Annotated in this window: 23 protein-coding genes and 1 tRNA gene; 10 read left to right on the plus strand and 14 right to left on the minus strand. The window is 63.1% G+C overall.

Annotated elements, in window-relative coordinates; all coding sequences use genetic code 11:
* Positions 1-141: 141 nt before the first annotated feature.
* The 6 genes from mobB to moaA form a co-directional block, all read right to left on the minus strand.
* Positions 142-651: a molybdopterin-guanine dinucleotide biosynthesis protein B gene (gene mobB / locus NKJ67_RS26110; RefSeq protein WP_127810421.1), complete on the minus strand. Its 510-nt coding sequence runs from the start codon at positions 649-651 to the stop codon at positions 142-144.
* Positions 648-1,274: a molybdenum cofactor guanylyltransferase MobA gene (mobA, locus tag NKJ67_RS26115; RefSeq protein ID WP_352583976.1), complete on the minus strand. Its 627-nt coding sequence runs from the start codon at positions 1,272-1,274 to the stop codon at positions 648-650. Before mobA ends, mobB begins: the two co-directional genes overlap by 4 nt.
* A 55-nt stretch (positions 1,275-1,329) precedes the next feature.
* On the minus strand, positions 1,330-2,250 hold the full coding sequence (locus tag NKJ67_RS26120; protein ID WP_352583978.1) for a DMT family transporter: 921 nt from the start codon (positions 2,248-2,250) through the stop codon (positions 1,330-1,332).
* A gap of 226 nt (positions 2,251-2,476) precedes the next feature.
* Positions 2,477-2,836, minus strand: a complete 360-nt coding sequence (locus NKJ67_RS26125; RefSeq protein WP_127269771.1) for a hypothetical protein — start codon at positions 2,834-2,836, stop codon at positions 2,477-2,479.
* 114 nt (positions 2,837-2,950) lie between these two features.
* Positions 2,951-3,385: a hypothetical protein gene (locus NKJ67_RS26130; protein WP_352583980.1), complete on the minus strand. Its 435-nt coding sequence runs from the start codon at positions 3,383-3,385 to the stop codon at positions 2,951-2,953.
* An 88-nt stretch (positions 3,386-3,473) separates the two neighbouring features.
* The gene (gene moaA / locus NKJ67_RS26135; protein ID WP_128308539.1) at positions 3,474-4,469 is read right to left on the minus strand and encodes a GTP 3',8-cyclase MoaA; all 996 of its coding nucleotides are present in this window, start codon (positions 4,467-4,469) and stop codon (positions 3,474-3,476) included.
* A 199-nt stretch (positions 4,470-4,668) separates the two neighbouring features.
* Between moaA and NKJ67_RS26140 the strand changes: the two genes are divergently transcribed.
* Both NKJ67_RS26140 and NKJ67_RS26145 read left to right on the plus strand, forming a co-directional pair.
* The gene (locus tag NKJ67_RS26140) at positions 4,669-5,022 is read left to right on the plus strand and encodes a gamma-butyrobetaine hydroxylase family protein (RefSeq protein ID WP_352583982.1); all 354 of its coding nucleotides are present in this window, start codon (positions 4,669-4,671) and stop codon (positions 5,020-5,022) included.
* A gap of 73 nt (positions 5,023-5,095) precedes the next feature.
* Positions 5,096-5,707, plus strand: a complete 612-nt coding sequence (locus NKJ67_RS26145) for a pyridoxamine 5'-phosphate oxidase family protein (protein WP_127398717.1) — start codon at positions 5,096-5,098, stop codon at positions 5,705-5,707.
* A gap of 18 nt (positions 5,708-5,725) precedes the next feature.
* Here the strand turns inward: NKJ67_RS26145 and NKJ67_RS26150 are convergent, their stop codons facing one another.
* Entirely contained in the window at positions 5,726-6,178 is a 453-nt protein-coding gene (locus NKJ67_RS26150) for a MarR family winged helix-turn-helix transcriptional regulator (RefSeq protein WP_023813960.1), read from the minus strand.
* A 47-nt stretch (positions 6,179-6,225) separates the two neighbouring features.
* Between NKJ67_RS26150 and NKJ67_RS26155 the strand changes: the two genes are divergently transcribed.
* Positions 6,226-7,134: an alpha/beta hydrolase gene (locus tag NKJ67_RS26155; RefSeq protein WP_127322532.1), complete on the plus strand. Its 909-nt coding sequence runs from the start codon at positions 6,226-6,228 to the stop codon at positions 7,132-7,134.
* A gap of 13 nt (positions 7,135-7,147) precedes the next feature.
* Here NKJ67_RS26155 and NKJ67_RS26160 read toward each other — a convergent pair whose 3' ends face one another.
* Together NKJ67_RS26160 and NKJ67_RS26165 are read right to left on the minus strand one after the other, a co-directional pair.
* A complete protein-coding gene (locus NKJ67_RS26160) occupies positions 7,148-7,543 on the minus strand; it encodes a rhodanese-like domain-containing protein (RefSeq protein WP_127270856.1) in 396 nt (131 codons plus the stop codon).
* Positions 7,544-7,598: 55 nt separating this feature from the next.
* Positions 7,599-8,213 (minus strand): TetR/AcrR family transcriptional regulator, encoded by a 615-nt coding sequence (locus NKJ67_RS26165; protein ID WP_128364804.1) that lies wholly within the window; start codon positions 8,211-8,213, stop codon positions 7,599-7,601.
* Positions 8,214-8,311: 98 nt separating this feature from the next.
* Here NKJ67_RS26165 and NKJ67_RS26170 point away from each other — a divergent pair, with 98 nt between their 5' ends.
* From NKJ67_RS26170 to NKJ67_RS26180, 3 genes are all read left to right on the plus strand, one after another.
* Positions 8,312-9,058 carry a 3-oxoacyl-ACP reductase family protein gene (locus NKJ67_RS26170; RefSeq protein WP_352583985.1) on the plus strand — a complete coding sequence of 249 codons (747 nt, stop codon included), beginning with the start codon at positions 8,312-8,314 and terminating at the stop codon, positions 9,056-9,058.
* 209 nt (positions 9,059-9,267) lie between these two features.
* The gene (locus NKJ67_RS26175) at positions 9,268-11,160 is read left to right on the plus strand and encodes a L,D-transpeptidase family protein (RefSeq protein ID WP_352583987.1); all 1,893 of its coding nucleotides are present in this window, start codon (positions 9,268-9,270) and stop codon (positions 11,158-11,160) included.
* A 172-nt stretch (positions 11,161-11,332) separates the two neighbouring features.
* Positions 11,333-12,223: an arginase family protein gene (locus tag NKJ67_RS26180; RefSeq protein WP_352583989.1), complete on the plus strand. Its 891-nt coding sequence runs from the start codon at positions 11,333-11,335 to the stop codon at positions 12,221-12,223.
* A gap of 145 nt (positions 12,224-12,368) precedes the next feature.
* On the opposite strand, the gene NKJ67_RS26185 is transcribed toward NKJ67_RS26180, so the two are convergent.
* Both NKJ67_RS26185 and NKJ67_RS26190 read right to left on the minus strand, forming a co-directional pair.
* Positions 12,369-12,854, minus strand: a complete 486-nt coding sequence (locus NKJ67_RS26185; RefSeq protein WP_352583991.1) for a hypothetical protein — start codon at positions 12,852-12,854, stop codon at positions 12,369-12,371.
* Positions 12,855-13,389: 535 nt separating this feature from the next.
* Positions 13,390-13,647 carry a PepSY domain-containing protein gene (locus NKJ67_RS26190; protein ID WP_352583993.1) on the minus strand — a complete coding sequence of 86 codons (258 nt, stop codon included), beginning with the start codon at positions 13,645-13,647 and terminating at the stop codon, positions 13,390-13,392.
* A gap of 674 nt (positions 13,648-14,321) precedes the next feature.
* Here NKJ67_RS26190 and NKJ67_RS26200 point away from each other — a divergent pair.
* On the plus strand, positions 14,322-14,675 hold the full coding sequence (locus NKJ67_RS26200) for a hypothetical protein (protein ID WP_292141927.1): 354 nt from the start codon (positions 14,322-14,324) through the stop codon (positions 14,673-14,675).
* A 46-nt stretch (positions 14,676-14,721) separates the two neighbouring features.
* On the opposite strand, the gene NKJ67_RS26205 is transcribed toward NKJ67_RS26200, so the two are convergent.
* Both NKJ67_RS26205 and NKJ67_RS26210 read right to left on the minus strand, forming a co-directional pair.
* Positions 14,722-14,796 (minus strand) — tRNA-Val (locus NKJ67_RS26205).
* Between the two features lie 140 nt (positions 14,797-14,936).
* Positions 14,937-15,620 carry a phosphoglycolate phosphatase gene (locus NKJ67_RS26210; protein ID WP_352583997.1) on the minus strand — a complete coding sequence of 228 codons (684 nt, stop codon included), beginning with the start codon at positions 15,618-15,620 and terminating at the stop codon, positions 14,937-14,939.
* Between the two features lie 634 nt (positions 15,621-16,254).
* Here NKJ67_RS26210 and rpiA point away from each other — a divergent pair.
* The 3 genes from rpiA to gor all read left to right on the plus strand — a co-directional run bounded on the left by rpiA (position 16,255) and on the right by gor (position 19,084).
* A complete protein-coding gene (gene rpiA, locus NKJ67_RS26215) occupies positions 16,255-16,986 on the plus strand; it encodes a ribose-5-phosphate isomerase RpiA (RefSeq protein WP_027036598.1) in 732 nt (243 codons plus the stop codon).
* Positions 16,973-17,575: a DUF2059 domain-containing protein gene (locus NKJ67_RS26220; protein ID WP_292562684.1), complete on the plus strand. Its 603-nt coding sequence runs from the start codon at positions 16,973-16,975 to the stop codon at positions 17,573-17,575. Before rpiA ends, NKJ67_RS26220 begins: the two co-directional genes overlap by 14 nt.
* A gap of 117 nt (positions 17,576-17,692) precedes the next feature.
* Complete coding sequence (gene gor / locus NKJ67_RS26225) at positions 17,693-19,084, plus strand: glutathione-disulfide reductase (RefSeq protein ID WP_128289169.1); 1,392 nt, start codon at positions 17,693-17,695, stop codon at positions 19,082-19,084.
* 60 nt (positions 19,085-19,144) lie between these two features.
* Here gor and mgtE read toward each other — a convergent pair whose 3' ends face one another.
* Positions 19,145-20,509 carry a magnesium transporter gene (gene mgtE / locus NKJ67_RS26230; RefSeq protein ID WP_352584000.1) on the minus strand — a complete coding sequence of 455 codons (1,365 nt, stop codon included), beginning with the start codon at positions 20,507-20,509 and terminating at the stop codon, positions 19,145-19,147.
* Positions 20,510-20,563 lie beyond the last annotated feature (54 nt).

The raw sequence follows: 20,563 nt of genomic DNA on the forward strand, positions 1-20,563 counted from the left end.
TGGTCCCGGCCGTCGTTCCGAACGGCTCTGTGGGGCGGTGCTTTTGACCGCCCGCTGGCGCGATACTCCCACTCTTTCCAAGAAAAAAGCAACTGCAAAACCGTAAAAATGGGCAAGGCTATTCTGCCGTTGCGTCAGCGCTCAAGCAACGAGCCCGGTGGTACGCTCGATGAAGTCGGCTATCGATTTTGCATCGTCGAGATCGAATACCGGCAGCTGCGCGCCTTCAATCGCAAAATCGGCGGCGACAGCGACGATGTTGGGATCCTCCGCTGAAAGCGGCGTACGGTCCTTCGCGTCCAGCCGGCGGGTTTCGATCTTGTCGTGGGCTTCGCGCTTGTAGCCCTCGACCAGCACCAGGTCGCAAGGGGCAAGCCGCGACAGGACAGTCTCCAATGTCGGCTCATCCTCGCCGCGCAACTCGTGCATCAGTGCCCAGCGAACGCCGGAGACGATCGCGACTTCGGTGGCGCCGGCCTGCCGGTGGCGAAAACTGTCGGCACCCGGTTTGTCGATGTCGAAATCATGATGGGCGTGTTTCACCGTCGACACCTTCCAGCCGCGCCGGACAAGTTCGGTGACCAGCCTTTCGGTCAAAGTCGTCTTGCCGGAATTCTTCCAGCCGGTGATGCCGAAGACGCGTCTGTTCATGGCTTGATGCTCTGCAACAGACGCTCGGCAGACACAAGATCGTCCGGCTCGTTGATGTTGAAGAAAGGGTCGACCCCCGCCGACGGCGGAACCGTGAACTCCACCTCGATAAAACCGTGCCGGTCGATGAAAGCCGAAACCCGCCTGATATCCTCGTCGACCAGAAAGTGCCGCAAGGCGTCGCGGCAGCCGAGCGGCCAGAGCGCGAAGGTCGGGTGCCGCTTGCCGGCCGAGCAGGCTACGGCAATCGAACCGGGACTTTGATCGGCGGCCGCTGCCAGGCGCTCGACAAGGTTCAACGGCAGGAAAGGCGTGTCGCCGGCAGCACTGACGATCGCTTTGCAAGACGTATTGGCCGCGGCCCATTCGAGGCCGGTCAGGATTCCGGCGAGCGGCCCGGCAAAGCCGGGCACGCTGTCGGCAAGCACCGGCAGTCCAAAGCGCAGGAATCGCGCAGGGGCGCCATTGGCGCTGAGCGCCAGCGATTCTATTTGCGGGGTGAAGCGCGACACGACCTGGTCAAGCAGGCAGCCATCGCCAAGCGGCAACAGGCTCTTGTCGCCGCCGCCCATCCGTCTCGACTGGCCACCGGCCAGGATGATCCCCGCAATGTCTCGCTTCATGCCACGAAGCCTGTACGCCAGCCGTCGGAAATCACAAGAACCTTCAATGATCTGGCTAGATTCCGTCAGGCACCATGGTCGGCCCCGTGCTTTCGGCGACGATCTTTCGCCGGCCGACCACGCGCTCGCGGTAGAGCGCATAAAGGCCGGAGCCGATGATGATGGTGGCGCCGACGATCATCGGCGGATCGGGGATATCGGCAAAGATGAACAGGCCAAGCAGGATCGACCAGATCAGGGCCGTATAGCGGAACGGCGCGATGAAGGAGATGTCGCCCGCCCGCATCGCCATGATGATGAACTGGTAGCCGATCACCACCAGCACCGCGGCCAGGGCCAGCAGGGCTGTGCTGTCCCCCGTCATCGGCGTCCAGCCGCCCATTGCCGGCAACAGCGCCGCACCAACGATGGTCATGGCAAGCGCGGTTGCCGTCGACACCAGCAATGTCGGAATGGCCTCCGGGATTCGCTTGGTGGCGAGATCGCGCACCGCACAACAGGCAACGCTGGCCAGCGCCGCCAGCGAGTAGATGCTGAACCCTTCGAAGCCAGGCCGCACGATAATCAGCACGCCGGCAAATCCGATGGCGATGGCCAGCCAGCGCCGCCAGCCGACAGCCTCGCCAAAGACGAGTGCGGCCCCCATCGTCACCGCCAGTGGCAGCGCCTGCAGCACCGCCGAAACATTGGCGATCGGCAAATGGGCGAGGGCGACGAGAAAACTCACCGTGGCACCGGCCTCGCTGATCACGCGCAGGGCCACCAGAGGCTGCAGCATCGAACCCGGGCGGGCGAGCGCGCCGCGCTGCCAGGCGAGCAAGCCGACGAAAAGCGAAGCGAAAGCCCCACGGATCAACATGACCTGCGCCATGTTCATCGATTGTGACGAGTATTTGGTGATGGCATCGTTGAGGCAGAAGCCGGCCATCGCCACCATCATGAACAACGCGCCGCGAATATTTGGTGACAGGGGCAAGACGGCTACCGGTTCTGCTAATGCATGTCGCCCAAAAGTGGACCTCGGTTTTGGGGAAACGACACGCATAAGAAACAAAGACCTAAAGCGCGTCGCCTGAATCCGTTCAAACGCGACGCGCTTTAGGCAGCAAGCCTGTAACAGCCGGGCGTGAAACAGCAACAGCAAAGGGCTGGGCCACAGCCTTGTTTGTGGCCCAGAAGATCACCTGCAATGGCGGCAGAACTTACTTCTTCGGCGTCAGCACCTCGGTGCCATTGCCTTCCTTGCCGGCGATGGTCCACAGACCATGCAACGAGCCGTCGTCCGTCATCTTGTAGACGACGAGGCCGATATCCTTGCCCATGACATAGCCGGCCGAGAAGGCATCATCGTTGCGCATGCAGATGCCGTCGGAAGATGAGCCACCGGTTTCCCAATGGATCGCGCAGGTCGTCCCGCTGGTCAGCGTGATGGTTGCCTCGCCGCCATAGGCAGAGCCGTCGAAGTTGGTGCCGGCGACCGTATAAGTGCCGCCGATCGACTGCGCCGCAGCGGGCACGGCCGCGAGACCAAGCAAGGCTAGAGAAAGAACGAGTTTGCGCATGGTGTATTCCCCCTGTGAGCAAAGATCCGCTTCCAGGGAAGGCTAGGCTGGAACAAGCTAGCCGTAAATCCGGCTGCGGTTCGCGAACAAGACTTTTTCTGGGGTCCGAACCTTTCACGACCCCTTGAGACTGCCGGCAATGGCGCCGACCAGCGGGTCGTATTTCGACTTCAGGGCCGGAGGGTAGTCGACCCAGACCGTGCGGATGATACCGTCTCTCCCAAACAGACGTCGCTCGTAAAACATCTTTCCATCCTTAACGCCCGACAGCACCGCCCAATCCCTGCCGGCCTTGCCATAGGTCACCTTGTAGCCGGCTTCATCGCTGGCCTTCTCGGCCGCCACAAAGCCCTTCGGCGTATCGTTGTCTATGTTGAGGATGCCGGAGCAGATCAGGCTGGCGCCATCGGCGCTCAGCCATTGCTGTCCGTCGCCATTATCGGGCTCCGGCTGGCGATCGGTGAAGATCTCGTCGGGAAAGGTGCAGACGGTGCCGAAGCGCTCGTTCACATAAGTGAACGGCGCGGCGACCGCACTGCTTGCTGCCATTGTCGCAATCGCCAGGAATGAAGAGTGCAGCCGCATGCTCGCCTCGAGTCATGATCCGAAGCGATCTTGCATGAATTTCACGAAAAGATCAGCCGCCGGTGACGCTCATATGGCGTGACACCGATGGGCGGCTGGTGCGGCGGTCGATGATGAAGTCGTGGCCCTTGGGCTTGCGGCCGATGGCTTCGTCTATTGCATCGGCGACCAGCTCGTTGCCTTCGGAGGCGCGCAAGGGCGCGCGCAGGTCGGCGGCATCTTCCTGGCCCAGGCACATATAGAGGGTGCCGGTGCAGGTCAGCCGGACGCGGTTGCAGCTTTCGCAGAAATTATGCGTCATCGGCGTGATGAAGCCGAGCCGTCCGCCAGTCTCGGCGACCTGGACATAGCGGGCCGGGCCGCCGGTCTTGAAGGGAATGTCGGTCAGCGTGAACTGGCGTTCCAGCGACGCGCGCAGCAGCGACAGCGGCAGATACTGGTCGGTGCGGTCGGCATCGATCTCGCCCATCGGCATGGTTTCGATGACCGTCAGGTCCATGCCGCGGCCATGCGCCCAGCGCATCATATCGGGCAGCTCGGCGTCGTTGAAATCCTTCAATGCCACCGCGTTGAGCTTGACCTTCAGCCCCGCGGCCTGCGCGGCATCGATGCCTTGCATGACCTTGTCGAGATGGCCCCAGCGGGTGATCTTGTGGAACTTGTCGGCATCGAGCGTATCGAGCGACACGTTGATGCGCTTGACGCCGCAATCGGCGAGTTCGGCGGCAAAGCGCGACAGCTGCGAGCCGTTGGTGGTCAGCGTCAGCTCTTCCAGCGCGCCGCTGGCGAGATGCCGCGAGAGCTGGCGCACCAGATGCATGATGTTCTTGCGCACCAGCGGCTCACCGCCGGTCAGGCGCAATCGCCTGACGCCCTTTTCGATGAAAACCGTGCACAGCCGGTCGAGCTCTTCCAGCGACAGCAGGTCCTTCTTCGGCAGGAAGGCCATGTCCTCGGCCATGCAATAGGTGCAGCGGAAATCGCAGCGGTCGGTGACCGACACGCGGAGATAGCTGATCGTGCGGCCGAAAGGATCAATCATGTCCATGCTTCAAGCGCTTCCTGTGGCCGTGAACGGCTTCGTTATATACCGCTATGTGATACGATCCGGCCTGCCATTCAAGATAGCGCCTCTCGATCTTTGGTAACATCTCTCAGCCGACATCGCATGTCGGTCGGTATCATCAGGCCTTTTCCCGTTTAGCGAAGCGGCGTAGGGAAGGGCGGATGAGACGGGATCGAACAGCATGACCGCACCGAAAGAGCTCAGGGTCTCCAAGGACCGCAAACTTCTGTCTGTCACCTTTCCCGACCACCATCCATTCGAATTACCGGCGGAACTGCTGCGCGTCGCCTCGCCATCGGCCGAGGTGCAGGGCCATTCGCCGGATCAGCGGGTAACGGTCCCCGGCAAGCGCAATGTGGCGATCCTCAAGATCGAGCCAGTCGGCAACTACGCCGTGCGCATCACCTTCGACGATTTCCACGACACCGGCATCTTCACCTGGAATTACCTGCATACGCTCGGCCACGAGAAGGATGCGCGCTGGGAAGCCTATCTCGCGGAGCTTGCGGAAAAGGGCCTGAGCCGGGACCACTAGATTGATTCCGCTCGCTGTCGTCAAAACGTCATCGAGATGGCGTAGCGCCGGCAAAGGTTTGGAGGCGAGAAAAATGTCCGTCATCACCACGGTCGAGCAGCTTGAGGCGCTCTATGGGGTTCCAGGCGAGGCCTCGCTGGTCAAGGAACTCGACCAAATCATTCCCGAATATGCCGCCTTTATCGAAGCCTCGCCCTTTGTCGCGCTGGCGACCAGCGGGCCGGAGGGGCTTGATTGCTCGCCGCGCGGCGATCTCGCCGGCTTTGTGCGCATCCATGATCCGAAAACCCTGATGATGCCGGACCGTCGCGGCAACAACCGCGCCGATTCGCTGAAAAACATCATCCGCGACCCACGCGTCGGCCTGCTGTTCCTGGTGCCGGGCTCCGGCACGACGCTGCGTGTCAATGGCCGCGCTCATATCACCACGGATACAGCGCTGTGCGCGTCATTCACGGTGGATGGCAAGGCGGCGCGATCGGTGACCGTCATCGACATCGATTCGGTCTATTTCCAATGCGCCCGGGCCATCGTCCGCTCCGAGCTCTGGAACGCAGCAAGGCATGTCGACCCGAAGTCGCTGCCGACGCCCGGACAGATCCTGGAGATCACCAGCCGCAGGAACATCGACGGCGAAACCTACGACAAGGAATGGCCGGAGCGGGCGAAGAAGACGATGTGGTAGGTCCGGGCTGAAAGGCCGTCACGCCTCTTTCAGCACATCATAGATCTTGCGCATCTGCTCGCCGATCATGTCGCATTGCTCCGGCGTCGACTGGCTCATCGCCTTCTCGATCAGCGCCATATGCACTTTCAGCGCCTGCATCAACAGCGCCTCGCCGGCCTCGGTGAGCGCGAGCCGCAGGATGCGCTTGTCCTTCTCGTCGCCTTCGCGGCGCAGCAGGCCACGCGCTTCCAGCTGCGGCAAAAGCATGGTGATGTTGGAGCGGCCGACGAGCAGCTTGCGGGCAAGATCGTGCTGCGACATTCCGGGGTGGCGATAGAGGTTCATCAGCACGTCGAGCTGCGCCGGTTTCAAATCGAGCGGCGCAAGCTTGACCGCCAGCGTGCGCTCCAGCACATGGCAGGCGCGCGCCACCGCGACCCAGTTGCGGAAACGCGGGTTATCCCAAGGCAGCTCTTGTTTATTGTTCATCTTTGAACTATTATGTTCATGCTTGAACGTATGGATGGATTTTCACTATGGCATCATTCGGGCTGAAGGTCATCCGGAGCGTGTTCGGTGCGGCAGAGCGTGTCGCGCCGCGGCTTAGCGGACGCGCGGCGTTCGAATTGTTCTGCCGCACCCCGAATGTCAAGGCGCTCAGCGATGGCGAGCGCCGTGCTGTCGACCGTGCGGCCGGGTTCATGACCGAGGCGCGTCATCACCGGCTGAAGACCGCGACCGGCTGCGTCATGGTGCACGAGTTCCGCCCGGAGCCGGGCAGGGCGGCCGCCGGCACGGTGCTCGTCGTCCATGGCTGGCGCTCGCGCACTGAATATATGCGCGCCTTGATCGAAGGTTATCGCGCCGCCGGCCACCGGGTCGTTTCGCTTGACCTGCCCGGCCACGGCCAGTCGCAGGGCCGGCGCCTGAACATGGTCAATGCGGTGGATGCGGTGCGGGTTGCCGGCGAATGGTTCGGCCCCTTCGTGGCAGCGGTCGGCCATTCCTTCGGCGGCGCCGTCGCCGCCAACGCCATCGCCGGTTCGGTCAAGAACATCCCGCCACTGGCGGCCGGACGCCTGGTGCTGATCGCGGCGCCAAGTTCCCTGCCGGCGATCTTTGCCGACTTCAGCCGCATGCTCAATGTCGGCCCGCGCTCGCAAGCCGCCATGGCGGACCGGGTCGAGCATCTTTCCGGCCGACCCCTGCACGAATTCACCGGCGACCGTCAGCTCGCCCAGGCGCCGGTGCCGACCCTGGTCATCCATGCGCAGGACGACCGCGAAGTCTCGGCCGATCATGCAAGGCGCTATGCCGGCGCCGGCGGCCATGTGCGGCTCTACTGGGCCGACGGGCTCGGCCACCGCCGCATTCTCGCCGACAAGGGCGTGGTCGAACGCGCGGTTGGCTTCGTGGCGAATCGCGAGCCATTGCTGCTGCACTGAGCGGCGGTCGAGATTATTTCTTCTTCTCGCCGGGTTCGACCGGCAGTCCGGCGGCCTTCCAGGCGGTGTAGCCGCCAAGGATGTGCTTGACCGGCGAAAGCCCCATGTCCTGCGCCGTCTTTGTGGCCAGCGCCGAGCGCCAGCCGCCGGCGCAGAAGAACACGAAGTTCTTGCCCGAGGCGAAGAAGGGCTTGTGGTAAGGGCTTTCGGGGTCGATCCAGAACTCCAGCATGCCGCGCGTGACATGCTTGGCGCCGGGAATCTTGCCGTCGCGTTCCACTTCGCGTGGATCGCGCAGATCGACGAAGATGGTGTCTTCATCGTCGATCAGCCCGGCCGCCTCCTCCGGCGAAACCACCTCGATCACGGCGTTCGCCTCGTCCAGCAGCTCGCGATAACCCTTTTTCACGCTCTCATCCCTCCCGGCCTTGCTGGCGGATTTCGAGCACACCAGCCGGCGTTTGTCACGCCGCGCTGCCGCCGGCCAGCGTCCTCCAGGCCGCCATGGCCCCGGCTACCGTCGCCAGCAGGGCATTATGCGAGGCGCCGTCGCGCGCCTGGATCGACATGCCGTGCTGGACCGTGGCGAAGAAAGTCGCGGCAGCACTAGAGTCGAAATCCGCCGGCAATTCGCCTTCGGCAACGCCGCGCTCCAGACGCTTCTGCAGGGCAGTGTGGTTTTCGGCGCGACGACGGCGCAGGTCGTCGCAGATGGCGCCGCGGCTCGAATCCTGATGCAGTGCGCCCAGCGTGATCAGGCAGCCCTGCGGACGATCGCTCTGCGCATAGGCCCTCGCCGTCAGGCTCAGGAATTGTTCGATCGCCTGCCGCGCAGTCGGAGCTTCCTCCAGCGCCAGCCAGATGTCGGCACCCTCGGTGTGCGAGTAAAAATCCGTCGCCTCCAGGAACAGCGCCTCCTTGCTGCCGAAGGCAGCGTAGAGGCTGGGCGAGTTGATGCCCATGGCGGCGGTCAGCTCGCTCATCGATGCGCCTTCGTAACCACGGGCCCAGAACACCTCCATCGCGCGGCGCAGGGCTGCGGTTCGATCGAAAGTGCGGGGGCGGCCTCGTTCCGACATGATGCTCTTTTCTGTGTTGATCGATACATAATTAAGTTGACGCCGACGGGCAAGGCTGACAGGTATTTATGTATCGATCGTTACAAAAGGAGAAATCGATGTCATCCAACCAACTGGGCGGCAAGGCCGCCCTCGTCACCGGCGGCAGTCGCGGCATCGGTGCGGCGATTGCGCGACGGCTCGCGGCCAACGGCGCCAGTGTCGCGCTGACTTATGTGCATGGCGAGGAGCAGGCCCGCTCGGTTGTCGCCGAAATCGAGGCCAAGGGCGGCCGCGCCATCGCGATCAAGGCCGACAACCGCGATGCGGTCGCCATAGACAAGGCCGTTGACGACGCCGTGGCCGCATTCGGCCGGCTCGACATCCTGGTCAACAGCGCAGGGATCTGGCGGACCGCGCCGATCGATTCGCTGTCGCTCGCCGATTTCGATGAAACCATGGAGGTCAATCTCAGAGCTCCGTTCATCGCCTCGAAGGCGGCGGCCGCGCATATGGGCGAGGGCGGCAGGATCATCTCGATCGGCAGCAATCTTGCCGAGCGGGTCACCGACACCAGTCTCGGCGCCTATTCGACCAGCAAGGCGGCGCTGGTCGGCCTGACCAAGGCGCTGGCGCGCGACCTCGGCCCGCGCGGCATCACCGCCAACGTCGTCCATCCCGGTTCGACCGACACCGACATGAACCCGGCCGACGGCCCGCATGCCGAGCATCAGCGCCGGAAAATGGCAACACCGCGTTTCGGCAAGGCCGATGACATTGCCGGCATGGTCGCCTGGCTTGCAGGCCCTGAAGGCCGCTTCGTAACCGGCGCTGCCCTGACCATCGATGGCGGCGCCAACGCCTGATCCCGAGAGATTTCCGGCTGGGGCGGAACAACCCTCCGCTCCAGCCGTCACGATCTTGTGAAACCGTTCTGCAACATGCTTTCCAAAATTTATGAAAGCTTAACGAAATCGGTATGAATCAGTATAGTCGCGTCTTAGATCCGCCATGCGGTGAGCGGGACGATCTAGCGTGCGGAACGGGAACCGGTTGCGGCCGGAGCGGGTGATTCATGAAATTCCTCGGAAACAAAGCAACCGTGATGCCGCTGGTGGCGATCGCGGCAACGCTGGCTTTCGGTGTACCCCAGGCAGGCGCGCAGGGGCTGTTCGACATGCTTTTCGGCGGCGGCGTAAAGCATGCGCCGAAAGGCGAGTTTCCGCCCCCGCCGCCGAAGCACAAACCAAAGCCGAAGGCTCCGGCCAGCGGTGGCGGTGGCGGCGCGAGAATCAGCAGCCCATCCTATTACACCTACAAGGCGGACCGGCTGGTTCGCGTCGACTTCTCGGCGCTGGCCCCGACGCCAGAGCCGGCGACGCCACAGGATGCGGCTTTCGTGCCGTCGGCAACGGGCGCTGCGTTTCGTGAAGCGGTTGCCAGCTTGGCTGACTACGAACTCTTAGCCGAGCCCGACATCGCCAAGGCGCTGATCGCGTACTACTCGGCCAATCCGGATTTCATCTGGATAAGCGGAACCAGCCTCAACAGCCGCGCGCAGGATGCGGTTCGGGTGCTTGGCGAGGCTTCAAGCTATGGCCTCACGCCCGCCGACTATACGGTCGAAGTGCCCGCTGCCGGCGCATCGACGACTGACGCCAATGCGCAACTGAAAGAACTCGTCCGTTTCGAGATGGCGCTTTCCGCGCGTGTGCTGCGCTATGCCCATGACGCCCAGAACGGCCGCGTCGATCCCAACCGCATGACCGGCTACTATGATTTCCCGGCCAAGCCGCTCGACTTGCAAGGCGTGCTGAGGACGCTGGCGCATACCCAGCAGGTGCGCACCTATCTCGAATCGCGGCATCCGCAGAATGCGGAATACCAGGCGCTGCGCGTCGAACTCGAATCTCTGCAGGCCAGTGCGGAAAACGAAATCGTCGTCGACCCCAAACTGTTGCTGAAGCCGGGCGAAACCAGCCCCGAACTGCCGAAGCTGCTGACCTTGATCGCGCGCAATCTCGATGACGAGATGGGCGGCGCCTATGGCGAGATCCTGTCCAGGCTGGCCACCAGCGAAGTCTATGATCCGGAACTGGTCCCGGTCATCAAGGCCGTGCAGCAAAAGGCAGGCATGAAGGGCGACGGCGTCATCGGCCCGCGCACCGTCGCGACGCTGGCCGGAACATCCAAGGCCGACAAGCTGCTGAAGGTGGAAGTAGCGCTCGAGGAACTGCGCTGGCTGCCCTCCGATCTTGGCAGCCCGCGCGTCTTCATCAACCAGCCGGCCTTCACCGCGAGCTACATCGACAATGGCGAGGAAAAGCTCAAGACGCGTGTCGTCGTTGGCCGGACCACCAACCAGACCTCCTTCTTCTACGACCAGATCAAGCAGGTCGATTTCCATCCCTATTGGGGCGTGCCGCAATCGATCATCGTCAACGAGATGCTGCCGAGATTGCGCAACGATCCGGGCTATCTCGACCGGTCCGGCTATGAGGTGACGGATTCGCGCGGCAAGCGCATTCCTTCGTCGGCGGTCAACTGGGGCGCCTATGGCTCGAACATCCCCTACAGCGTGCGCCAGCAGCCGAGCGAGGCCAACGCGCTGGGCGAGTTGAAGATCCTGTTCCCCAACAAGCATGCGATCTACATGCACGACACGCCGCAGAAATCGTTCTTCCAGCGGGATATGCGCGCGCTCAGCCATGGCTGCGTGCGGCTGCAGGACCCGCGCGGCATGGCGGCGGCGGTGCTTGGCACCTCCGTGGACTATATCGCCGAGAAGCTGAAGCACGGCCACTCGACCGAGAATGTGACACGCACGATCCCGGTCTATGTCGCCTATTTCACCGCCTGGCCCGATCTGTCCGGCAAGGTCGAATATTTCGGCGACGTCTACGACCGCGACTCGCGCCTGAAGCAGGCCCTGGACGCTACGGAGGCGGTTCGCTCGCCTTCGAGTTGATCCAGGGCTTTCGGTAGGCCGTTAACTCATAAAAACGGCATGACCGAAAGCGGAAAGGCGGCCGAGAGGGAACGAGGAGCGGCGGCTACCGTTATCGAACAAGCTCAAAACGCAACTGTGATCCTGTTTCGGCAGGGACGAACGATGTTGAGCGCTCGAAGCGGAGGCGCCTGTGTCGAGCCATTATGCGATTCTCGAAGCCCCCTCCACGCTGGGCCTGGCGACCGACGGTGTGGAGCGCTTGCCTGGCCGGCTCCTGGACCTTGGCCTTGCGGAGCGCATCCAGGCGCGCCGCGCCGGGCGGCTGGCTGTGCCTCCGAAGGACCCGACGCCCGATCCCGAGACCGGCACCCTGAACGCCAGGGCAATTGCGCAGTGGTCGCCCAAGCTCGCCGACGCCGTGGAAGCGGTGCTTGACGCAGGCGGGTTTCCAGTGGTGCTGGGCGGGGATTGCACGATCGTGCTGGGCTCGGCGCTCGCGTTTCGACGGCGCGGCCGCTACGGCTTGCTCTTCATTGACGGCAACGCCGATTTCTTCCAGCCAGAGGCGGAACCCAATGGTGAGGGTGCCTCGATGGACCTCGCCTTCGTCACCGGCTACGGTCCGTCGCTCCTGACCGACATCGAAGGTCGCGGTCCTCTGGTCCGCCCTGAAGACGCTGTCGCCTTCGCGTATCGCGATCACAAGGATCAGGAGGAGTACGGAAGCCAGCCGCTCCCCGAAGAGCTCAAGGTGCTTGACCTTCCCGCTGTGCGCGCCACGGGCATCGAGGCCGCCGCACGCGAAGCGGTCGATCACCTGACGAGAGCGGAATTGGACGGCTTCTTCATCCATCTCGACGCCGACTGTCTCGACGACGTCATCATGCCGGCTGTCGATTTTCGCGTGCCAGGCGGGTTGTCGTGGGACGAGTTAACGGCCGCGCTCCGGCTTGCCTTGGCGAGCGGCAAGGCAGTCGGCCTCGAGATCACCATCTACAATCCGCGCCTTGATGAGGACGGCAGCGCCGGACGCGGCCTGGCCGACGTACTGGCCGCTGCGCTCGGAACAGCAGCGCCATGACGATGACGAGCCATGCCTGCTCTCGGGCGCAGCAAGAAGCGACCGATTTGAGGTCGTTTTTCTACTGCCTTCATATTGCGGCGGAATCTGTTTCAAGGTTCCGCATGAGCCGATCGGCGTGGCTCCGCGATTATGAGTCTGCAAGCTAGTAGCGCTCGAACAGTGGCCGCCGGAAGCCGGCGTCGCGCCCGGCGATCAGCCAGTAGAGCAACCCGGCGACAAGGCCGGCAGCGGCGATGATGCCGATGTCGACCCAACGCTCCGGGTCCATATCCTCCGGCGCGCTCGGCCAGATCAAGGCGAAGCCGCCGACCGCGGCGCCGGCGCCGAAAACCATGTGCAGCAGGACATTGCGCAGCGAGAAGAACTCGGCGATCAGCGCGAAGATCAGCGTCTGCTGCGCGGTCACCACGATGGTCAGGAAATAGACGAACATGCCGAGCGGCGGCACCAGCAGCACCGCGATCGGCGAAACGCCCATGACGTCGAAATAGCTGGGCGCGTTGGGCAAGGAACTGAGCACGCCATAGATCACCGCGATGGCGATCAGGCCGACCAGCACCGACACGAAGTAGCCGGCCAACATCATCAATATGCGCTTCATCACATGCTTTGCCGTCGCCATCCCCATCCCCCAATGCGGCGCCTGGAGCAATTCCAGGAAAAGTGTGAACGGTTTTCCGTCCGGAATTGCGTCAAAACAAAGAGTTAGAGTAGTTCACCGTTCCATGAAACGGTGAACTGCTCTGGCGCGACAGTCAGCCATCAAAGCGAGACAGACGCAAGGGGAGGCGACGGTTGGCAAGGGCAATCGCTTCGGCCAAGTCCGACTTGTGGCGGAAACCATCAATCACCGAGATCGGCGCCGCCCCTCATCGCCCTGCCGGGCGTTCGTTGTTCGAAAAGCCAAGCAGTTGGCTTTTCGTCCGCTGCGCGGACCACGCCTCGACTCCCCGTATAGTGACGGGGAGAAGGGGCTGGCCGCAACGCCGGCGCCATCCTTGCCTTGCAAAGGATGGTGATTGGCGAAACCATCGATGCCAGCGTCCCTCTCCCCGTCACTATACGGGGAGAGGATGCCGGCAGGCAGGTGAGGGGCGGCGCTAGCGCGGAAAGGCCGATGACACAGCCAAGAAAGGCCAGTGGATTCGCGTCGGAACGTTCCCCTATTTCGGCTCCGCCGTCACAGGATCGTAGGTGATTTCGACCTTCGCCTTGTCCGCCGTGTAATAGGTGACGGTGTAGGCGCCGCTGTCCCAGTCGACCCCGTCCACATAGCGAAAGCCGTCGCGCTGCTCGACCTTGGCGATGATCTCCGACAGCTTCTTGGAATTGGGCGGCGGCAGCGGCTTGTCGTCCGCGGCCAGGGCCGGCGCGCCGGCGAGAAGAACGGCGACGCTTGTCGCCAGCAGAAATCTGGACATGGCTTTCCCTCAAGTTTCGTCGGACAGAAACTCGCTGGCGCGCCGGTTTGTTCCGCAGCTGGAACAGATGACGATTTGGTCTGCCGATTTGCAGCTGCCCGAATGAGGGGCCGCCGCCCGCTTGACTTACGCAGCGCGTCGTTGAGCGGGGTGGAGACCTGAACGGGCTCGACGAGGGTCGACGGCGGTCACGATGCTGTGGTGGTGATCGCAATAGACGCGATCCGCCGAAGTTGGCGCAGCACAGAAACGATAACCGCCGGGTACTGACCGGTCTTCGCTCACCGGGAAGCGGCACTGATAGACGCCTAGCTGAATGAGGGGGACGTCTTTCGAAATCGGTCTGATATTTTCAGGCATGGTTTTTCAGGTTCCTGGTTCATAGCCATTGCCGGCTGACGGCCGCTGTGCGACCGCGTCAAAGCGAGCTTCTCTCGTTTTGGAGGGCTGTGGATCACCATATGGTGTTGGTCGCGGCGTCAATGAAGCCCCGAAACCCTGCTTTCGCAAGCCAATCATTGCGACTTAAGGCCACACTTGCCGCTGGAACGGCGGGCTGCGGAAGCGAATACATTTTGTCAGCAGACAGTGTGGTCGCGTCCCGGAGCATCTCTTCGAACCGTTGCGCCGGTGCTATGGTGTGCCTGCATGATCAGACAGCAGGGATATGAGCCATGCCCGAAGTCACCCGCCGTACACTTCTTGCGTTCACCGCCGTGGCCTCTGCCATTGAACCGAAATTTGCCGAAGCGGAAGGGGCCTCACCCGAATTGCGGGCGCTGATCGGAGCCCATGAAGCCAGCTATGTCGGGCTTCACAGGGTTGTTCATCAAGCGGGCAGCAGCAGCCACGAACGCAAGAGGGCAGACCGGATCGAACAGGAAGCCTTGCTGGCCATCTGCTCCTATCCGGCGATCAGCCGAGGCGACCGCCAGGCCAAGGCCGATTACCTGTTGACCGCTGAGGCTCGGGGTGAACTCGACCTGGAAGAGCACATGCAGGCCATCTTGCACTCGATGAAGCGCTGATCGCGGCTCGTGCATCTCCAGACATCGCCGACTTCCGTAAGGATTTTGGTGGGCGATGCAGGGATTGAACCTGCGACCCCACCCGTGTGAAGGGTGTGCTCTCCCGCTGAGCTAATCGCCCGCTCGTTGCCCGAAGGCCAAGCGAGCCGCGATATAAGGGAGGCAGGTGCGGGAAGTCAAGGCGGTGTCCAGCGTTCTGATAAGGATCAGATTTGCTGCCCTCACAGCCCTGTCTGCGACGCGGCGCCGGCCGCCTTTCGGTCAGTTTCCAGCCGCGGCGATCAGCCTTTGCGCCAGATCGAGCGTCAGGGCGTCGAAATGCGAAATCACCGCCGAGGGTTCGAATTCGCGCACATGGCGGTCGGTGTAGCCGAAATCGACCGCCACCACGGGGATGCCGGCGGCTTTTGCCGTGTCGATGTCGGTTTGCGAATCGCCGACCATCAGCGCGCGGTGCGGGTCGCCGCCGGCCAGCTTGATGGTCTCGATCAAATGGCGCGGGTCGGGCTTGCGGAAGGCGAACGTGTCCTGGCCGGCGATGGCCGCGAAATGTTTGCTCAGGCCGAGCGCCTCGATCAGCGCCAGCGAGTTGGCTTCGTATTTGTTGGTGCAGATGGCGAGGATATAGCCGTCCTCCTCGAAGCGCGCGATCGCCTCGACGACACCGGGGTAGGGGCGCGACTTGCCGGGGATGTTGAGTGTGTAGTGGTCGAGGAAAAGTTTCAGCAGCCGGTCGTGCTCCTCGACGGCAAGCGATCGCTGATGGGCGGCGTGCGCCCGCTCGATCATCACCCGGCCGCCGTGACCGACAAAACGCCTGAAGCCGGCTTCGTCGACCGCGGCGATCTCGCTGGCGGCAAGGCTATGGTTCAGGCTGTCGAGCAGGTCCGGCGCTGTGTCGATCAGCGTACCGTCGAGGTCGAACACGATGATTGGTCGGGTCATGGTCTGTCCTGGGCAGGTGTGCAATGGGCAGGCGATAGCGGCTGCGGCGCGTCAAGGCAAGCTGACTGGGGGCAAGCCGGCTTGGCAATCGCTTCAGACCGGTGACAGTTTCAACGTGTGGCGGGACCACCAATTGTGGAAGCCGGCGCTGCCCCTCATCGCCCTGCCGGGCACTTCTCCCCGTATAGTGACGGGGAGAAGTGGCTGGCCGCAATGACGGCGCCCTTCTTGCAACGCTGGTGATTGACGAAACCACCGATGAGAGCGTCCCTCTCCCCGTCATTATACGGGGAGAGGATGCCGGCAGGCAGGTGAGGGGCGGCGCCAGCGTCAGGAAAAGGGTGACGGGGCGAATTCCAAAACCTGAACCGATTGTCCTGGGCGAGCGCGCCGGGCAAGCAGGCCCCATCGGACCGGACATTTCGCGGCGAGCTTCCAGAAATGAAAAACCCGCCACAGCGGCGGATCGTTGGCGCAAATCAGCACCATAACCAAAAATGTAGCATAGCTGCCCTCACCGGTCAAGGAAATAATTCCTATACTGGCATCACCTGGAGAAGCGCCGCCTGGGGCTTTGACCGGACCGGCAAAAATGCTACGAGCCCGGCAGCGAATTTCCGGGGCAACAACCGACATGGATGCAAGGCAATTGAAGGTCGAAGCCGCGCGGGCTGCACTTGCCCATGTGAGCGACGGCATGCGGCTCGGCATCGGCACCGGCACCACGGCCGAAGAGTTCGTGCGGCTGCTTGCCGAAAAGGTCGCCACCGGCATGACCGTCATCGGCGTGCCGACTTCGGAGCGCACCGCGTTGCTGTGCCGCGAGCTTGGCGTGCCGCTGTCGACGCTGGAGGAAACGCCAGAGCTCGATCTCACCGTCGACGGCGCCGACGAAGTCGACCCGGAACTGACCCTGGTCAAGGGCGGCGGCGGCGCGCTGCTGCGCGAGAAGATCGTCGCCGCGGCGTCCCAGCGCATGATCGTCATCGCCGACCGCTCCAAGATGGTCGAGACGCTCGGCCGTTTTCCGCTGCCGATCGAGGTCAATCCATTCGGCCTGCGCGCCACTGAAATCGCGGTTGCCGCGGCGGCTGAAAAGCTCGGTCTTTCCGGGCCGGTCACATTGAGGATGACGGGCGGCCAGGCTTTTGTTACAGACGGCGGCCATTTTATCCTCGATGCATCTTTTGGCCGCATTCCGGATACAAGAGCGCTTTCGAATGCTCTGCACGCCATTCCGGGCGTGGTCGAGCATGGTCTTTTCATCGGGCTGGCTTCAGCGGCCATCATCGCCGGCGGCGACGGTATCCAAACCGTCCATGCCGCCCGAAAACCAGGGAGTTCTACCGATCATGATGTTGCATAACCGGGTTCGCAGCCTTTCCATCCTTCTGGCGGCCTCGGCCGTTTTCGCCTTTTCTTCGCCGGCGTTTTCGCAGGATGTCACGGAATCGCACCTGAAGGCCGCCCGCGCGGCGGTCGCTGCGATCCACGCAACCGACCCGTTCGACAACATCCTGCCGCAGGCAGCCGCAGCGCTCGAATCGCAGCTGATCCAGAAGAACCCGGACATGCAGGAACTGATCGGCAAGACGATCAGCGAGAAGGCGCTGGCGCTGGCCTCGCGCCGCGCCGACCTCGAGAAGGAAGCCGCACTCGCCTACGCAAAAGTGTTCTCCGAAAAGGAACTGACCGACATCGCCGCCTTCTACAATTCCGATTCGGGCAAGAAGCTGCTCGATAGCGGCCCGACGGTGACCCGCGAACTGGTCAAGGCAGCCGACATCTGGCAGAACGGCCTCGGCCGCGATCTCGCCCAGCAGGTCGGCGAAACGCTGGCCGCAGCCGCCAAGGCAAAGGCGCAGGCTGCACCTGCCGCGCCCGCCGCCGGAGCCGCCGCTCCGGCCGATGGCGCAGCGCCCGCCGATGGCGCGGCCCCTGCGGACAACAACTGACCCCGCATTTTCAAATGGCCTTGCGGCCTCCCGCGAAAGCCCGGCCTGTCCGGGCTTTTCTTTTGACGGTTTGCGGCCTACCTGTCTGACACATTTCTGAAGCCTGGGAGCCGCGTCATGGCTGGTTACGACTACGATCTTTTCGTCATCGGCGGCGGTTCGGGCGGGGTAAGGGCGGCGCGTGTCGCCGCGGCTCTCGGCAAGCGTGTCGGCATCGCCGAGGAATACCGCTATGGCGGCACCTGCGTCATCCGCGGCTGCGTGCCGAAAAAGCTCTATGTCTATGCCTCGCAATTTCCCGAGCATTTCGCCGACGCCGCCGGCTATGGCTGGACGGTGCCGGAAGCCAGTTTCGACTGGCAGACGCTGGTCGCCAACAAGGATCGCGAGATCAGCCGGCTGGAGGCCATCTACGTCAGGAACGTCGAGGGCGCCGGCGGCGAGACCTTCCACTCGCGCGCCATGATCGTCGATCCGCATGTCGTGCATCTTCTGGGTGAGGATCGCACCATCACGGCAGACCAGATCCTGATCGCCACCGGCGGCCGCCCGGCGGCGCATCCGGCGCTGCCCGGCCATGAACATTGCATCTTTTCCAACGAGGCTTTCGACCTCAAGGAATTGCCCAAGGCGATCATGATCGAGGGCGGCGGTTATATCGCCGTCGAGTTCGCCAACATCTTTCACGGTCTCGGCGTCGACACCACGCTGGTCTATCGCGGCAAGGAGATCCTGAGCCGGTTCGACATGGACCTGCGGCGCATGCTGCACGAGACGATGGAAAAGAAGGGGATAAGGATCCTCTGCCATTCCGTGTCCGAATGGATCCGCAAGCGGCCGGACGGCCGGCTCGACGCGCTCGTCAGCGGCGGCGAGGTGCTGACCGTCGACCAGGTGATGCTGGCCATCGGCCGCATTCCCAACACCGAGAATATGGGCCTGGAAGGCATCGGACTGGAGATGACCAAGACTGGCGCCATCGCCGTCGACCAATATTCCCGCACCAACATCGACAACGTCTGGGCGATCGGCGACGTCACCAACCGCGTGCAGCTGACGCCGGTGGCGATCCATGAGGCGATGTGCTTCATCGAAACCGCCTTCAAGGGAAATCCGACCGCGCCCGATCACGAGACGATCGCGACCGCTGTCTTTTCACAGCCGGAGATCGGCACTGTCGGACTGTCGGAGGACGACGCCGTCAAGCGCTTCCCCGACATCGAGATCTACCGCGCGACATTCCGGCCGATGCGGCACACCCTGTCCGGGCGCGACGAGAAGATGCTGATAAAGCTGGTGGTCGATGGCGCGTCGAAAAAAGTGCTTGGCGCCCACATATTGGGGCCGGATGCAGGCGAGATGGCGCAGCTGCTCGGCATCCCGCTGAAGGCCGGCCTGACCAAGGACGATTTCGACCGTACGATGGCCGTGCATCCGACAGCGGCGGAAGAACTGGTCACCATGTACAAGCCGACCTATCGCGTGAAGGACGGCGAGCGCGTCGATTGACGGCAAATCCGGGTTGAGGAACTCCGCCGCGGCAAGGTCATGCCACGGCGGAGATAGTAGCTACAGAAGCGTGCCGCGCAGGATCACCAGCGCCACCGAGAAATAGATCACCAGTCCGGTGACATCGACCAGCGTGGCGACGAACGGCGCCGATGCGCTGGCCGGGTCGAAGCCGATACGTTTCAAGGCGAACGGCAGCATCGACCCCGACAGCGAACCGAAGGTGACGATGCCGACCAGTGCAGCTCCCACCGTGGTGGCGATCAGCGGCCAGTGCGGGCCATAGTCGTAGAAGCCCATATATTGCCAAAGCGCAATGCGGCAGACGCCGACCATGCCGAGCATGGCGCCCAGCACCAAGCCGGTGGGCAGCTCACGCAGCGCCACCCGCCACCAGTCGCCAAGACCGATCTCGCGCAGCGCCAGCGCGCGGATGACCAGCGAGGTCGCCTGCGAGCCGGAATTGCCGCCGGAGCTCATGATCAGCGGGATGAACAGCGTCAGTACGATCGCCTTCTCCAGCTCGCCCTCATAGCTCTGCATGGCGTTGGCCGTCAGCATCTCCGAGATGAACAGCGCGCACAGCCAGCCGCCGCGTTTCCTGATCATGGCGAGGAAGCTCATCTTCATGTACGGCTCGTCCAGCGCCTCCATGCCGCCGAAACGGTGCGCGTCCTCGGTCGTCTCCGCGACCATCGTGTCGATGATGTCGTCGATGGTGACGATGCCGAGGATCTTGCCATGGTCGACGACCGGAAGGGCGAGCAGATCGTATTTGGAGATCGTCTGCGCCAGGGTTTCGCGATCGGTCAGCGGGCCGACCGTCACCGGAAGGTGATCCGGCGCCACCGTCATGATCGGATCGTCAGGCTCACCGGTGATCAGCCGGCGCAGGCCCGTCGAGCGCACAAGCAGGTGCGTCTGCGGATCGACGATATAGATCGCGTAGACGGTCTCGCGCGTCCGCTCGACCTTGCGGATGTAGTCGAGCGTCTGCCCGACGGTCCAGTCCGACGGCACGCTGACGAACTCCGTCGTCATGATCGATGCGGCGCTGCCTTCGGGATAGCCGAGGATGGAGAGCAGCGTTGCGCGCAGCGGCGGCGCAAGCCCGCCAAGCAGCTCGGAACGGGCCGGCTCTTCCAGCTCGCGCAGGATGTCGGCGGCGCGGTCGACCGACATGGCGGTGAGCAGCTTGCCCGCCTTGGCGCGCGGCAGCGCCTCCATGAGTTCGGACGCGCCGTCGAGTTCCGGCTGGTCGAAGATCTCGACCAGACGTTCGAACGTCACTTCACAGAGCAGTTCCGTCGCGTTCTCTCGAGGCTCCCTGTTCAGGGCTTCGACAATGTCGGCGACGTGATCGTTGGCTAGGATACGGGCAATCGCGACGGCTTCGTCGCTTGCCACTGTGGTAAATTCGTTCATGGCTCACTCCTTGCCGTCCGGCAGGACATGAACCATGTGAGGTCACGTCAGGGC

The sequence above is a fragment of the Mesorhizobium sp. M0088 genome (assembly GCF_040322895.1).
GTDB lineage: Bacteria > Pseudomonadota > Alphaproteobacteria > Rhizobiales > Rhizobiaceae > Mesorhizobium.